Consider the following 15,160-nt stretch of genomic DNA (forward strand, 5'->3'; position numbering starts at 1 on the left):
CTGCTCCAGGGCTTCCACCGGCCGCGGTCCGCCCTCGGCGTGCCGGGCCGCCGCCTGGCCTGGCGGGGAAGGTCGCAAGGTACTTCCCCGTGCCCCGACTCGAGATGTCCGACCTGGTTCTTCCAGGCCCAGGCCGTTTCACCGGCGCAGGCCTTCTGCCACTTCGGCTGCTGCGCCCGCTCGCCGTCACCGCCGCGTGCCTCGGCGCCCTCCTCAACGGCGGCGGATGGCCGCCGGCCCTCCTGGTCGGCACGACCGCAGGAGCCGCCGTGCTGTGCGTGGAACCTGCCGTACACCGCCGCTGGTAACGCCACGTGCTGTAGCCCCCTTCCTCCGCGAGGGAGGGGACCACCGGGCGCGGTGGGGTCCTTGCCCGACATCCCCGCCTGTCTCCGGCCGCCCGGGAAGGCGTCAGCGGGTGAAGCCGGCGACAGCGGCGTGTGCGGTGACGTCGGCGTCGCCGAGGAGGGAGGCCTTGGCGCGGAGGCGGTCCATGGCCGCGGGGGACGGCTCTCCGTACACGTCGATGGACCGCATGCGGATCAGTGGGACGAAGGCGCGGAACTTGGGCCCGCCGAGTTCGAGATGGAGCTCCAGCGAGGCCGCGTCGGGATGGACAGCCACCACCGACATGGTGGACCCGGCCTCGTCGACGTAGAAGTGGTAGGCAAGCAGTTGCGGCTCCGCCGCCTCGACGAAGGCCGCCAGCTCGAGCATGGCGGCCTTCACGTCGTCGAGCCGGCCCGGCAGGATGTCCGAGCGGTCGACGTAGTAGATCTTGTGCAGCAGCGCCATGCCCCGACGCTAGCGGGCCGCCGGGCCCGGCCCCGCACGACGCGCCCGGGCACCGTCCACCGGCCTCGACAGCGAGACCCACAACCGCCGCCACAAGGCCGAGCGCACGACCGGCCGGCCCAAGACCTCCCTGGCCCCGCCACCCACGCACAACGACCGACTGGAAGTCATTGACATGCTGGCTGTTCGAGCAGCCAGTTCTGCGCTGCTCGCAGCCCCTGATCGGCGTCGGTGCCCCGGAGTCCTACGGCGGGGACGCTCTCGTCAGGAGGTATCGCCGCGTCATAACTGCGGCCGGTACGGTCGGCATCCTTGGCTTCTGTGAGCACCAGCAAGGCACCGTCGGGCAGGCGATGGGTCGTGTTCCCTGTGGGGACGCCCGAGGTCGCTTCGCCGAAGGACCGCGTCTGCGGCCGGCCCCGGAAGGCAACCACCACTGCCTCGCCGGCGCTGGCCGTCCCGCCGTCGGTCAGAACTGCGACCGGAACGTGGGGGAGAGCTGCAGGAGCACTGAGTCCGCTGTCGCCGTATGTCCTCCTTGAGCCGTTCTCGTGCGGGACGCCGTCCCGGATCGTCCACGGATACGTCATGGCGTCGGCATCGACGAACATGCCGACCGTTCCCTCCCCGAGGACGGGGCCTACGACGGCGAGCATCGGCCACATGTTCCCGCCGTGGTTGCCGCGAACGTCGACGACCCAGCCGCAGGCCCTCGACAGCCCGCCCTCCTTCACCGCCTCGCGTCCTTGCCGTATGTACCGCTCGTACGTCGAGTCAGTACCCTGAACTGCGGGGAGCGAGAGATACCCGACGTGATGTCCCAGCGAGCGGCCCTCCGGGCCTTGAGGGGAAGAGACCGAAGCCGCAGCGTCCCTCACCTGCTCGGGCTCGAGCAAGCGGCTGTGTCCGTAGCCGACTGTTTGAAGGGCGAAGCGGATCGCGTCGTAGACGTCTGCAGGCTTCCGCGCACCTTGAGCCTGCCAAAACGCCAGTCGGCGTACCAGATCCCAATCGACCTGGTGGCGCAGAAGCGCGTTCCTCTCCATGATGTCCAGGGCCTGCGACAGATAACTCCGGGCATCGGCCGACATGGCCCCCGCCGGCACGTCCGAACGGTCCGTGCGCCCTGCCCCTGCGACGAGACCCAGGAGCAGCACGGCGCAGGCAGCCGACCGGAGCAGTCGTCCGCCCCTCACCCGTCCCCCCAGCACGCGATCACGAGCGACCCTAACACCGCCCGCAGAGCGAGTGGTCAGGGACGCGAGGCGTGCCGGCGTAGGCGTGGGTCAGGAGACGAGAGGGGCGGCCTCCACTTCGGTCAGCCTGACCGTGCACAGGCCGCCGCGCTCGGCCTTCACGTCCGTCACCTCGAGCTGGGTGCCCGGCGCCAGGATGTACTCCTCCTCGCCGGTGAAGGCGGAGAACCTGCGGATCCCCACCGCCCGGGCGGGCGTCACCTCGAAGAGCGTCCGCTTGCCCCGGCTCCCCAGGAAGGACCGGGCCACGCTCAGCTCGGAGGTGCACGAGGACACGCCCCACCAGGTCACCGTGCGCCCGACCGGGTACTGCGCCCGCAGGTCCAGCGACATGCCGCGCCACAGCGGTCCGGTGTGGGCGGGCAGGCCCGAGACCGCCGAGAACAGCAGGCGCAGGTACGGGAGGTACGGCGCGACCTTGGTCCGGTCCGGAGAGCGAAGGACGGCGTTGATCTCGCGGTAGAAGGCGGATTCGCAGGTGTAGAGGTAGAGCGCGGCGATCGCGTCGGCGGACAGGCCGTCGGCCGTCTCGTCCGCCCGCAGCTTGCCGAAGTCGCGGGACCGGTCGATGTGCCGGCCGAGCCCGGACAGCACCTTGGCGACGGGGGACACGGCGTCCTGGAAGCCCATCAGCGGGGTGTCGAACACACCCGTGATCGCCGGGAGGACGAGCCCCTCGTCCTTGACGCTGGTGAGGCGTTCCAGGTACAGCTGGTGCAGTTCCCGGGTGGACGCGATGAAGGCCCCCATGCGTGCCGCGACGTCGCCGTCCGTGCCCGCGGTCCCCGCTGCCGCCGCGTTCCACCCCTTGCTCGGCAGCCAGTCGATCTCCTCGGCACCCAGCGACGCAAGGGCCGCGTTCACCATGGCGAAGTGGTCGCCCTCGCAGAAGATGTCACCCTGGGCCGCCGGGTTGGCGTGGTCGATGTGCCGGACCTCGACGTCCGGGTACTTCGCCTGGAGCCGCTGGACGACCTTCTTCAGACTGCGGGCGTGGGCGCCCCACCAGGCGAAGACGACTCCGCGGTCCTCCTCGTCGGCGTCCTGCTTGGCCTTGAGGATCTCCTCGACGATCCGTTCGGCGACGGGCCGCCAGAACTGGGTGTGCCGGTCGGTCCCCATCGCCCCGTCGCCGCTGGCGGTGAGCGAGGCGTTCAGCAGCAGCACGCCCTGCGTGAGCATCGCCTGGAACCACTCCGGCGGCTGAACCGTGTCCCGCTCCTTCAACAGGGCGCGGACGTCGGCGATCGGGGTCTTCTTGGCGATGCCGTACTTCCACATCGCCGCCGCCTTGATGAGGCAGCGGATGCTGACCACCCTCCCGAACTGGCTGTCCTTCCAGTCGCTGAAGGTGTTGTCGAACATGGCGATGCCGGTGGCGCTCTCCGGCCGCGGGTACGGGTTCTGGCCGAAGACGACGACCTTCCACTTGTGCGGCGGGTTCGGCTTGAGCGCCTGGAAGGTCAACTCGCGCACCGGGACGACCTCCGGGCCGCGGCCCTGGCCGATGAACCGGTCGGCATCGGGCTGTGCCTCGATGACGGGCTTCAGCAGCGGAAGCCAGGGTTCGCCGCCGCCCTTGAAGAGCTCGGTGAGGCCCAGCGGGTCGTTCTCGTCGGGCTGGTCCGGGGTGGTGGTGGCGTCGCTCATGGGGGAAGGGCTCCCGGTTGTCGTACCTGAAGGGTGGAGGTGGCCGGCGGCCTGACCGGCCGGGTGGACGGGATCAGCGGCGAAAGGAACGCCCTTTCGGCGGCACGATGCGCACCCGCTTCGTGACCGGTGCGTTCTCGATGCCGTCGAGCTGCGCGGTGATCGTGGCGCGCAGCTCCTCGTCGTCCTCGAACCAGTGGTCGTGGAAGAGCGTGTAGCCGGTCCACATCAAGTTCGCACAGACCCGGGCCGGCACCCGGCCGGTCTGCGCGCCCAACCCGACCAGCGCCACCGAGCGGATACTGCCCGGCGCCTGCCGGTTCTGCCGGTGGACGGCCTGGAACGCCGCGGCACACGCCAGGGCGACGTTCAGCGTGTCGCTCACGTTCTGCGAGGACTGCACCATGGTCGGCGTCGATATGAGGTACCGCGGGACGGTTGCCCCCGACGGGACGCAGACCGCGCTGCCCACCGGCATGGTCCCGGCGAACCGGTCGCGGATCGCCCGCTGGACGCGCAGCTGGATACCGGCTCCGAGGTGCCGCTTGATGACGGCGTCGACCCCGCCGTCCATCCGGCCGCGGGAGTTGGTCGGGGTGACCCAGGCGTCGACGTCCTCGTCGAGGATCGAACCCCTGCGGATCTCGATGCCGGGGGTGTCGGCGAACGCCGCCCTCCATGCCTCGACCACACGCTCGTTGACATCCGTCAGCACCACCCTGAGCGTGGGCAGCACAAGGTTCTCGGTCATCTTCCACTCCTGTCGCCGAACGGCCCTTCCAACACTCCCGACGCTATCGGCCACCACTGACAACGCCCTGGTGGGAGAGGAAGGATGACCCGCCGTCACGGCTCCGCAGCCGACGTTCGCATGGTCACAGGGGCGGCACGGTCAGGGCGCTTGGCGTAGTCCTGCGACGAGGAGTGCCACCAGTCGACGTGCGTCGTAGCGGGGGTCGCCTTCGGCGCCGATGCAGAGGTTCCCGATGCCGCGCATGAGTTGGTAGGCGTCGAGGTCGGAGCGGATCTCCCCGGAGGCGGCGGCAGCTTCGAGGAGTTGGGTGCAGACCGGCAGGAGGCGTTCGAGGAAGTAGGCGTGCAGTGTCTCGAAGCCGGCGGTGTCTGCCTGCATCGCGGCCGCGAGCCCGTGTTTGGTGACCAGGAAGTCGACGAAGAGGTCGACCCACTGCCCCAGGGCGGCAAGGGGTGTCGGGCCGGCCGCGAGCAGGGCCGGGCCTGCCTCGGCGCAGGCGTCGACCTGGTGGCGGTAGACGGCGATGACGAGGTCCGCGCGGGTGGGGAAGTGGCGGTAGATCGTGCCCATCCCGACGCCGGCCTCGGCCGCGATGTCGCGTACCGGGGCGTCCACGCCCGAGGTGACGAAGACCGCGGCGGCCGCCTCCAGCAGCGTCTGCTGGTTGCGCCGTGCGTCCTTGCGCTGGGACCGGGCCGAGCTTCCCAGGCCCTGGCCACTGTCGTTCACGGGCACTCCTTTCATCGACCTTCTTGTAAAGCGGAACAGTGTTCCGTATCGTAAGTGGAGCAACGTTCCGTTTCATTCATGATGACAGATCAGGCGCCGACCGCCCAGCCTGACGAACCCAAGGGCAACCGCGCAGAAACGCACAGAACGGAAGGCACTTCCATGTCTGACACGAACACCGCCACCGCGCAGACGAACACGGGCACACCCACCGCGGTGGTGTCCGTGAAACCGGTCGTCCTGCCCGCCCCGGGCCGCGGCGAGGACCTCCAGGTCCGCGTCTCCGCCCCCGCAGCCGGCGGCGATCTGCCCGTCGTCGTCTTCTCGCACGGCTTCGGCTGGTCCATGAACGGCTACGCCCCGCTGGCGGACCACTGGGCTGCCCACGGCTTCGTCGTCATCCAGCCCACCCACCTCGACTCCCGGACGCTCGGCATCCCCGTCGAGGACCCCCGTACGCCGCGGATCTGGCGCTTCCGCATCGAGGACCTCGCGCGCGTGCTCGACGGACTCGACGTTCTGGAGGCAGCCGTGCCCGGCCTGACCGGGCGGGTCGACCATGACCGCATCGCTGTGGCCGGCCACTCCTGGGGGGCCCAGACGGCGAGCGCACTGCTGGGTGCGCGGATCCTCGACTCCGACGGCGTGCCCGGCGAGGACATGTCCGACCCGCGGGTCAAGGCGGGTGTGCTGCTCGCCCTGACCGGCCTGGGCGACGACCTGACCCCGTTCGCCGCCGAGCACTTCCCCTTCATGAAGCCGTCGTTCGCCACCATGACCACGCCGGCTCTCGTCGTCGCGGGGGACAAGGACCAGTCCCCGCTGTCCACACGCGGACCGGACTGGTTCACCGACCCTTACACCCACAGCCCGGGCAGCAAGAGCCTGCTCACCCTGTTCGGTGCCCAGCACTCGCTCGGCGGCATCCCCGGCTACGAGGTCGCCGAGACCACGGACGAGAATCCCGCACGCGTCGCCCTGATCCAGCACCTCACCACGGCCTTCCTCCACAGCGCCCTCACCCCCGAGGACACCGGCTGGCAGACGGCGGCCACCACCCTGGGGGAAGCCCCCCACCCGCTGGGCGAGCTGCGAAGCAAGTAGACGAACCCCACCGGCCGGCTGCTTCCCGATCCGGTCGTCACGAACCTGCAGGCGGCCAGGGCCGACAGATGGTCAAGGCCGCCTCCCTCACCTTGCGATCACTCCGGCGGTGATCAGCTGCAGACCGGCGCCGAAAGCGGCCTCCCGGTCGGGGATGCCCGCTGCCAGCAGCTCTGCCAGGTGCGGGAGCCCGGACAGATCGAGGTCCTGGCCGCGGCCTGATGCGGCCCCGCCGCGGGGCTGTTGCTGCTCCTGCAGCACGAATCCGGTCGTGTAGCTGAGCAGTGCATCGCATGCGTGCGCGGCGAGCGGAAGAGGGACCCCTGCGGTGCGTGCGATACCGATGAGCCGGTCCGCGAGGGCGAGACTGTTCGGCCCCGGTACGGCGTATCCGGCGACGAGGCGGGCACCGTCCCGGTGATCGAGCATGGCCCGGCGCAGAGCCTTGGCCGTGACGGCCAGTTGGTCCGACGCGCCCATGTCGGGGAGCGGCTCGGTCAGCGCCTCGCCGACGATGCGGTCGGCCAGCTCGGCAAGGAGCTCGTCCTTGTTCTTGACGTGCCAATAGATGGCGCCGACCCGCAGGCCGAGCCGCTCGGCGAGCCTGCGAGTGGTCAGCTCGTCCAGGCCGGCTTCGTCGACCAGGGTCATGGCTGCATCGATCACGTCCGGGCGTCGTACGGCCAACGGGGCTCCTGTGGGACGAAGAAGAGGTTGACTCCTGAACACCGCTCAAGCTAGAACTTGAACACTGCTCGGGTTGAGCGGTGTTCAGGATAGCTGACGAGGGGGACTGCGATGACCGGCACCGACGTCCAGGCGCGCGTGCAGAAGACCATCGACCGACTGGTGGAGACGGGTCAGGAAACCGGGATCCAGGCGGTCGCCTATCTTGACGGCCGCCGGATCGTCGATGCGTGGGCGGGCACCGCCGATCCCGGCTCGGGCCGCCCCGTCGACGGGGACTCCCTGTTCCACAGCTTCTCCACCGGCAAAGGCGTCACCGCGACCGTCGTGCACGTGCTCGCCGAGCAGGGGCTCATCGACTACGACGCCCCGATCGCGTACTACTGGCCGGAGTTCGCCGCCCGCGGCAAGCAGAACGCCACGGTGCGGCATGCACTCACGCACTCCGCCGGCGTGCCCCGGATGCCTGCGGACATCACGGCCGAGGACCTCTGCGACTGGGACGCCATGTGCGCCGCGGTCGCCGACCAGGAACCACTGTGGGAGCCGGGCACGGCCACCGGCTACCACGCCTACACGTTCGGCTGGATCCTCGGGGAAACCATTCGCCGTGCCACCGGCAGGACCATCTCCCAGGTACTGCGCGAGGACGTCGCCGGGCCACTGGGCGTCTCCGACTCCCTCCACTTCGGCACTCCCGAAGACGCCGTGCCCCGCCTGGCGACACTGGTGGAGGGCAACTGGGAGACCATGCTGTCCGCCCTGCCGGCCTCCTGGCCCTTGTTCCGCGCCGTCCCGAACCGGGACGTATGGCCCACCGCCACCCTCGGAAACCGCCCCGACTACCTGCGCGCCGACATCCCGGCGTGCGGCACCATGACAGCGCGCGCGGCCGCTCGCATGTACGCAGCCCTGATCGGCGAGGTGGACGGGGTCCGGCTGATCTCCCCCGAGCGGCTGGTCCAGATCTCCGCCGTGGCCACCGAGCAGAGCGACCAGATGTTCGGCCACCCCGTCGCCAAGGGGCTGGGCTACTTCCTCGGGACCCCCGAGATGGGCGGGCACCGCACCGCGTTCGGTATGAACGGCTCCGGCGGCAGCATCGCCTTCGCCGACCCCGAGCACGGCCTGGCCTTCGCCCTCACGCACAACCGGCTCACGGGCGGCCCCAGCGACGTGGCCGCCCAGACGGTGGCCGACGAGATCCGAGCGGCCGTGGGGATCCCCCGCCCCTGAACCCACGGCGCGCCCGCGCGTGGCCGCCCGCAGCAACCCCCCGCCCTGCTGGCCGGGCCGACCTCCACCGGCACATCCTGCACCCGGCCCGCTGCTCCTCCACGCGTGGTCGCCGACCGGTGCGCGCGCCCGCGGACATACCCGAACCCCGGGCGGATGGCTGATCCGCTCCCGGGCACCGTTCGACATCCGCGGGCGCGCACGGTGCTCGCACCGTGTCCGCACCGCCGACCGGATCATCGCGAACGCGCAGCTCGGCTTCCGCGCGGACACCACGACGCCGATGCCCATGCCGGCGCCCCCTCGGCACCGGCGCCGAACGCCGCGTCATCCACCGCCGATACCCGCCGCTTTCACCGCCGAGCGGACATCCGCGCACGCTCTTCGGACAACGGAAGGTCAAATTCTTGTTGCGCACCTGTCAGCGAGGGGCAACTTCCTGGCACTCTCTCCTCCGCCACCCCACGGCCATCAAGGAGAACGAGTGACTCACCCCACGTCCTCAACCCGCACCACGACCCGCAGCCACACCAAGGCGCTGCGTGCCGCCGCCCTCGTCGCCTCCGCGGCGATGGTCGCGCTGGCGGTGCAGAGCGGCCCGGCCAACGCCGCGGCCGAGCGTGAGGCCGGAGCAACTGCCGTCGCACTGACGGGCTCCGCCCGTGCCACCGCCATCGCGCAGGCGCAGGCCGGTGCCCCCGCCACCGCTCGGGCGATCGGCCTCGGCAGCGAGGAACGCCTCGTCGTCCGGGACGTCGTCAAGGACGCCGACGGCACCGTGCACACACGCTACGAGCGTACGTACGCGGGACTGCCGGTGCTCGGCGGTGACCTGATCGTGCACCAGAAGAAGAACGGCAACCGCAACACCACCAAGGCGACGGAGGTGCGGATATCCGTCGACACCAAGAAGGCCGCGGCCGCCGTGGCCGCGCCGGAGGGCGCGCGCAAGGTCGTCTGGGCCGCCGGCGGAACGCCCGTGCTGGCCTGGGAGAAGGTCACCGAGGGCGTCGATCACGACGGCACGCCCAGCGAGCTGCACACCATCACCGACGCCCGCACCGGCGAGGTGCTCCACACGTACGACGCGATCAACACGGGCACCGGACACAGCCAGTACAGCGGCACCGTCGGCCTCGGCACCCAGGCGGGCGGGTCGCAGTTCGAGCTGAACGACAGCCTCCGCGGCGGCCACAAGACGTACGACCTGAACGGCGCCACCAACGGCACCGGCTCGCTGTTCACCGACGCCGACGACACCTGGGGCGACGGCACCGCGGCGAACCGCCAGACCGCCGCCGTCGACGCCCACTACGGCGCGGCCGTCACCTGGGACTTCTACAAGAACGAGCTCGGCCGACTGGGCATCCGCGGCGACGGCGCCGCGGCGTACTCGCGCGTCCACTACGGGAACGCCTACGTCAACGCCTTCTGGTCCGACCAGTGCTTCTGCATGACGTACGGAGACGGCGCGGGCAACCAGAAGCCGCTGACCTCACTCGACGTGGCCGGCCACGAGATGACCCACGGCCTGACGGCCTCCACCGCAGGCCTGCGCTACAGCCGCGAGTCCGGCGGCCTGAACGAGGCCACCTCGGACATCCTCGGCACCTCGGTGGAGTTCTACGCCGCGAACGCCGACGACGCCGGCGACTACCTCATCGGCGAGAAGATCGACATCCGCGGAAACGGTACGCCGCTGCGGTACATGGACAAGCCGAGCCGTGACGGCAACTCCGCCGACTACTGGTCCCGCACCGTCGGCCGCCTCGACGTCCACTACTCCTCCGGACCCGCCAACCACTTCTTCTACCTGCTCTCCGAGGGCAGCGGCGCGAAGACGGTCAACGGCGTCAGCTACGACTCGCCCACCTACGACGGCTCCACCGTCACCGGGATCGGCCGCGTCAAGGCGTACAAGATCTGGTACAAGGCGCTCTCCGTGTACATGACCTCGTCGACCGACTACGCGGGCGCCCGTACCGCGACCCTCCAGGCCGCCGCCGACCTCTACGGCTCCGGCAGCGCCGAACACCAGGCGGTGGCCGCCGCCTGGACCGCCGTCAACGTGAAGTGACCTGAACCCGGCCCGGCCCGATCCGTCCCGCGCCTGCGCGGAACGGCCCGGGCCGGCGTCCGGCACGGCGGCAACCCGTGCGCAGCGCCGCCCCTGGTGCCGCCCGGCAGCTCATGCCGGGTGCGCGCAGGCACGAAGGCGACCCGGGACGGGCACGCCCGCGGCGACCGACGCCCCGCCAGAAGTCCTTCACGACCTCCGGCACAGCCCGGTCACCCCGCAGGCACAATTCCACGACCCCGGCCTTGACCTCGGCCGCGAACTGCCACCTGGGCCGCAGCTCCTCCTCCGGCATGTTCACCACCACGGACGTCCCTCCCCGGGCACCGACAGGTGCCACCCGCGCGCCGAGGGCCGGGCCGTGCGCACACGCACATACGCGAACCCCTACCCTGGTGCCCACCACATGGCGGAATTCGAACAGTGCGACGAACGGGATGTGACAGGTGACGGGGGCGAACGGCGCGGATCTGGTCGGCGAGGTTCTGGGCGGGCGATACCGCGTGACCGCCACGATCGGCCGCGGTGGCATGGGCGTGGTCGCCCGGGCGGTGGACCAGTTGCTGAACCGCGAGGTCGCCGTCAAGGTCTTGCGGGCCTACACCGATGCCTCCCCGGCCGAACTGGCCGACCTGCGCGTCCGGATGCAGAGGGAGGCGCAGGCCGCTGCCCGTATCCGGCACAGCGGTGTGGTCACCGTGCACGACGTGGTCGAGGAGCAGGGACTGCCGGTCATCGTCATGGAGCTGGTCGACGGGCCTTCCCTCGACGCCGTGCTGGCGGAGCGCGGCTCACTGGATCCGCGTGAAGCGGCCGCGATCGGCGCCAAGCTGATGGACGCGCTCGACGCGGCACACCGGGCCGGTGTCCTCCACCGGGACGTCAAGCCCGGCAACGTACTGCTCGAGCGCGGGGGTACCTCCCCTGCCGAAGGCTATGGGGGAGGCCGGGTCGTGCTCACCGACTTCGGCATCGCCAGCATGGAGACCTCCGGCGACGAGGCCCTGGCCAAGCTGACCCAGAGCGGTCAGATCGTCGGCTCTCTCGACTATCTGCCACCGGAGCGCGCGCAGGGCCAGGTACCGGGTGCCGCGTCGGACATCTGGGCGCTCGGCATGACGCTGTACGCGGCCGTGGAGGGCGCTGCGCCCTTCCGCCGTACGTCGGTGTGGTCCACGCTGGCGGCGATCGTCGGCGAGCCGCTGCCGGAGCCCCGGCGCGCCGGACCGCTCACCCCGGTGCTGCAGGCGCTGATGGCCAAGGACCCGCTCCAGCGGCCCGATGCCGGGCAGGCCCGCGAGATGCTGGAGGCGGTCGCCAGGGGCAAGGGGCCGGACTTCGCGGCGGCACCGGCGCCCCAGCCCGTCACTCCGCCGGGCTTCGGTCCCGCCGTCCCCGCGCCGCTCTCCCAGCCCGCCCCCCACCCAGTCGCTCCCTACCCGGCCGGCGCGTACGCCGCCCCTCCGCCGCCGGCCGCCGCACAGCCGGGCACGGCGCCCAGCACACCCGCCGGCCACAACGGCGCTTCCGAGACCCTTGCCACGACGGTCCACGCGCGCCGCCGCACCCGTACCATCGTCGCCGTGGCGACCGCCACCGTCCTCACCTGCAGCGGAGTCGCCTACGCTCTGATGGACATGCGAGGCGCCGAGGGCGGCGGCGGGTCGACCACGGCGCTCCCCACGGCGAGCACGACCGACGGCCCGACCTCCCCGGGGGACCTGACGTCCATCAGGCCCGGCGAGACGTCGTCCAAGGCCCCCTCGAAGAAGGACGGAGGCGACAAGCCGGCCGGGAGCCCGTCCGCCTCTCCGAAGCCAACGCCCAGCTCCACGGCGAAGCAGCCCACCCCGGTGTCGACGGCGTGCACCGGCTGGGCCCACTCGAACCGCAGCAACGGCTACGGCCACGCGTCCCAGAACACCCACCTCTACACCGGGCCGTACGCGGAGTGCTCCTACGTGACCGAGCTCAAGTCCGGCGCGAAGGTCTACTACCACTGCTATGTCACCAATGCCCATGCCAACAAGTGGATCTACGCCCGTATCGCAGGCACGGAGACCGAAGGCTGGGTGTTCGGCGACAAATCCACCCTGGACAGCGGCACACTCGCCCGCTGTTGAGACCGATCCGCAATTCACCGGAGGACGCGTTGCGGGCCGCAGCCGGGGTGGCGTCCGGGCGCTCCTCACAGCCTGCGTGCTGGGCGACGTGAGACGGTCATGCCGTGCCGATGTGCGATGGGGGCGTGTTTCGTGGTGCGTTCGAGACGGGGATCGTACGACGAGGGTCAGACGGCGAGTCCGTTGCGGGTGTCGCTGGCGGAGTGGCAGTGGGCGACGGGCTCAGGTCCGGTGCCGGGTGCCGACGCGCGCGAGGGGCCGTCGTCGTGGGCGGCGGAGCGGTTGACGGAGGCGTTGGGTGTCCCGTTGCCGCTGTGCCGGCCGCGGGTGACGGCTTCGGCAATCGGCTACCTGGTGAAGGCCGGCCTGCTGGTCCGCCTGGGCGGGGACGTGGAGTATCCCGAGGTGCACCCGGAGCAGGTGGCCGCGTTGGGCCGGCGCCGGGACCTGGCCGTGCTGCTCGACCGGCACGTGCCGTTGGGGCCGGACCAGGCCGCGGCGCGCCTGGGGGTGAGGCGTGCGGATTGGCGCCAGGTGGTGAAGCTGGGCTGGGTTTCCCCGGTGGCCACGGTGAAGGTTGATGACGGCAGGGCGGCCGGCGGCGTGATCACGGTGCCCTTGTACGCGGCCGAGGACGTGGCCCTCTTGCCAGTGGTCCGGCCTGGGGTGGACTGGCGGGCGGTCCGCTCGGCCGGCCGGTGCCGGCGCTCCCCGCTGGCCGCGCTGGAGCCGGCGGGGCCGGATGAGGACACAATCCCCTTGGCGGAGGCGGCCAGGATGGCGAGGGCCGAGCGGGCTGCGGTAGCCGATTGGCGCCGCCGGCACTCGGACTTCCCGACCCCGGTGTGCGGCACGACGACGCCGCTGAGATTCGACCGGCAGGCGGTGGCCGACTGGCTGCTGGCCCACGGCAAGATCGCCGTACCCGCGCCGGTGGGGGCCGTGGTGGTCCTGGTCCGGGAGGCAGCTGGCGCGCAGCGCACGGTACGGCTGGCCGACCCCGTACTGGCGCTGACGGACGATGCGGACCAGATGGACCGGTTGACCGGCTGGATGACGGAGTCCGACGTCGAAGCCCTGGCTCTGCTCCAGGGCCAGGACGGGATGACACTCCAGCTGGCGGCATCCGGCCGGAGCACGATGGCCGTGCCCGCGAAGGCCAGGCTCGCGGTCCGGGAGCCGCCTCGGCAGGGCTGGGCGTACGTGGAGTTGGCGTGGCCGGGCAGCCCGCGTGGCTGACCCGGCACCGGTCCGTGGGACGTCGTGCGGCACGCGGTTGCGTACGCGGGCCCGGGGGAGAGGTGGTCGACAGGCGACGGACGGCGGCATCGCGGCGCGGTCACCGTGGTGGCACACGGGCCGCGCCGCCCTGCCCGGCGGGTGTCAGCCCCCGATGGGCCGGAACGTCCCGCCCGGAATGATCAACGGACGGTCGATCGCCTTGAAGCGGTACTCCATGCTCACGTCGTCGATCAGGAACGGCATCCGGTTCGCCGCGTCCTCGATCACCGTGAAGCTGATGTTCACCTTCTGCGGAGACGAGCTGTAGAAGGCGTTGGGCAGCGTGACCGTCACCTTCTCGTAAGAACCGCTGGTTCCCGCCTTGTTCATGCGGTCGTGCAGCTCGTAGGGCGTGCCGTCCTCCGCGGTGGCCTCCACGATCAGCTGCCGGAAGCCGAAGCTGCTCGCCGAAGCCGCATGGACCACGTCGCTGCGCACCCAGAACGACAGCACCGGAACCCGGTACGCCGGCACCGTGACCTGCTGCGAGATGCGGCTCATCCCGGTCAGGCCCTGGCCGCCCAACTCCGCCTTGCCGGTGCCCGAGTGGGTCGGCCACGCGGAGGAGTTGTTGATGGGGTGCCCTGGGAATGGGGTCACCTTCTCGTTCCAGGACGCGCTGCCGCTCTCGAAGCCGGGGTTCGCGATCTCGGACGTGCCTGCGCTGGCGTTCGGTGCAGCCACGAACACACCGGTGGCCGCGACGGCGGTGGCGGCGGCGAGAATGCTCGCTCTCCGCGCTCTCTTTCTCATGGATCTCCTGGCTGTTTCCTGATTTCCGAACGGGGACGCGCCGCAACAGCCGGGCAGCCGACCCCCGTACCCCCTTGACGGCATGTCAAAGGGGTGCTGCGGCGGGTCCTGCCCGAGGAGTCCGGTGGTCAGCCGTCTCAACCGCGGCGCACACTGTAACGCCTCGGTGTGACAGCCCGGCCAGGGGTCCCGCGCCGGGGAGATCGACACAGCGATCCCGCTGCCCGCGACGTCTGCAACGGCCCTCAAGACCGCCGCTAGGGCCCCGAACGCGGACCGGACCGCGCTCGTGCTGGCGCACGGACCTGCAGTGCGCCGGCGTCGGCCGCGGAGGCCGCGCACGCCGCAGGAGTGCGGATGGGCATCTCGGACATCACCGGCCCGACCCGGAGAAGCAGACGCCCAGAACGTCTCGGTGAACACTCCCGGGTGGATGCCGTCCCCGGCGACCTCTTCGAGGCTTTCCAGCAGCGCGGCGAAGGCGTCCTTCAGCGGCTCGGGGGTGTCCTCCTGCGCGTACGCAAGGCCGCCGTCGAGCTGGAACAAGGCGTCGTGGACCGCCGGGTTGCGCGCGGCGAAGTCGAGGTAGGCGCGGGCGAGCGCAGCGACCCGCTCGCGCGGGCCGTCCACGGCGGCGGTCGCGGCACGCACCGCCGTGGCCAGCTCGGCAGCGCCCTCCAGGGCTCCTTCCTGGGTGGGGCGGTGGCCCCGATGA

The 15,160-nt window shown here is 71.1% G+C and carries 12 protein-coding genes and 1 pseudogene; 6 read left to right on the forward strand and 7 right to left on the reverse strand.

Annotated elements, in window-relative coordinates:
• The first annotated feature begins 89 nt into the window (after positions 1-89).
• Positions 90-308, forward strand: a complete 219-nt coding sequence (locus GPJ59_RS04770; RefSeq protein WP_219665118.1) for a hypothetical protein — start codon at positions 90-92, stop codon at positions 306-308.
• A gap of 103 nt (positions 309-411) precedes the next feature.
• On the opposite strand, the gene GPJ59_RS04775 is transcribed toward GPJ59_RS04770, so the two are convergent.
• The 5 genes from GPJ59_RS04775 to GPJ59_RS04795 all read right to left on the reverse strand — a co-directional run bounded on the left by GPJ59_RS04775 (position 412) and on the right by GPJ59_RS04795 (position 5,199).
• Positions 412-795 carry a hypothetical protein gene (locus GPJ59_RS04775; protein ID WP_258023878.1) on the reverse strand — a complete coding sequence of 128 codons (384 nt, stop codon included), beginning with the start codon at positions 793-795 and terminating at the stop codon, positions 412-414.
• A gap of 167 nt (positions 796-962) precedes the next feature.
• Positions 963-1,886: a S41 family peptidase gene (locus GPJ59_RS04780; RefSeq protein ID WP_258023879.1), complete on the reverse strand. Its 924-nt coding sequence runs from the start codon at positions 1,884-1,886 to the stop codon at positions 963-965.
• 195 nt (positions 1,887-2,081) lie between these two features.
• Positions 2,082-3,701, reverse strand: a complete 1,620-nt coding sequence (locus GPJ59_RS04785; RefSeq protein ID WP_219665102.1) for an ADP-ribosyltransferase domain-containing protein — start codon at positions 3,699-3,701, stop codon at positions 2,082-2,084.
• 73 nt (positions 3,702-3,774) lie between these two features.
• Positions 3,775-4,452 carry a macro domain-containing protein gene (locus tag GPJ59_RS04790; RefSeq protein ID WP_219665103.1) on the reverse strand — a complete coding sequence of 226 codons (678 nt, stop codon included), beginning with the start codon at positions 4,450-4,452 and terminating at the stop codon, positions 3,775-3,777.
• Positions 4,453-4,593: 141 nt separating this feature from the next.
• Positions 4,594-5,199 carry a TetR/AcrR family transcriptional regulator gene (locus tag GPJ59_RS04795; protein ID WP_258023880.1) on the reverse strand — a complete coding sequence of 202 codons (606 nt, stop codon included), beginning with the start codon at positions 5,197-5,199 and terminating at the stop codon, positions 4,594-4,596.
• Positions 5,200-5,346: 147 nt separating this feature from the next.
• Here GPJ59_RS04795 and GPJ59_RS04800 point away from each other — a divergent pair, with 147 nt between their 5' ends.
• The gene (locus GPJ59_RS04800) at positions 5,347-6,288 is read left to right on the forward strand and encodes an alpha/beta hydrolase family protein (protein WP_219665105.1); all 942 of its coding nucleotides are present in this window, start codon (positions 5,347-5,349) and stop codon (positions 6,286-6,288) included.
• 87 nt (positions 6,289-6,375) lie between these two features.
• Here GPJ59_RS04800 and GPJ59_RS04805 read toward each other — a convergent pair whose 3' ends face one another.
• Complete coding sequence (locus GPJ59_RS04805) at positions 6,376-6,954, reverse strand: TetR/AcrR family transcriptional regulator C-terminal domain-containing protein (protein WP_219665106.1); 579 nt, start codon at positions 6,952-6,954, stop codon at positions 6,376-6,378.
• Between the two features lie 132 nt (positions 6,955-7,086).
• Between GPJ59_RS04805 and GPJ59_RS04810 the strand changes: the two genes are divergently transcribed.
• The 4 genes from GPJ59_RS04810 (at position 7,087) to GPJ59_RS04825 (ending at position 13,650) form a co-directional block, all read left to right on the forward strand.
• The gene (locus GPJ59_RS04810; RefSeq protein ID WP_219665107.1) at positions 7,087-8,211 is read left to right on the forward strand and encodes a serine hydrolase domain-containing protein; all 1,125 of its coding nucleotides are present in this window, start codon (positions 7,087-7,089) and stop codon (positions 8,209-8,211) included.
• 484 nt (positions 8,212-8,695) lie between these two features.
• On the forward strand, positions 8,696-10,288 hold the full coding sequence (locus GPJ59_RS04815; RefSeq protein WP_374200783.1) for a M4 family metallopeptidase: 1,593 nt from the start codon (positions 8,696-8,698) through the stop codon (positions 10,286-10,288).
• 503 nt (positions 10,289-10,791) lie between these two features.
• A complete protein-coding gene (locus GPJ59_RS04820) occupies positions 10,792-12,411 on the forward strand; it encodes a serine/threonine-protein kinase (protein ID WP_308120135.1) in 1,620 nt (539 codons plus the stop codon).
• A gap of 327 nt (positions 12,412-12,738) precedes the next feature.
• Positions 12,739-13,650 (forward strand): hypothetical protein, encoded by a 912-nt coding sequence (locus GPJ59_RS04825; protein WP_219665109.1) that lies wholly within the window; start codon positions 12,739-12,741, stop codon positions 13,648-13,650.
• Positions 13,651-14,841: 1,191 nt separating this feature from the next.
• On the opposite strand, the pseudogene GPJ59_RS04830 reads toward GPJ59_RS04825, so the two are convergent.
• Positions 14,842-15,129, reverse strand: a pseudogene (locus GPJ59_RS04830) (TetR-like C-terminal domain-containing protein); the annotation flags it as partial.
• Positions 15,130-15,160 lie beyond the last annotated feature (31 nt).

Origin of the sequence: Streptomyces bambusae (assembly GCF_019400985.1) — a bacterium.
GTDB lineage: Bacteria > Actinomycetota > Actinomycetes > Streptomycetales > Streptomycetaceae > Streptomyces > Streptomyces bambusae_A.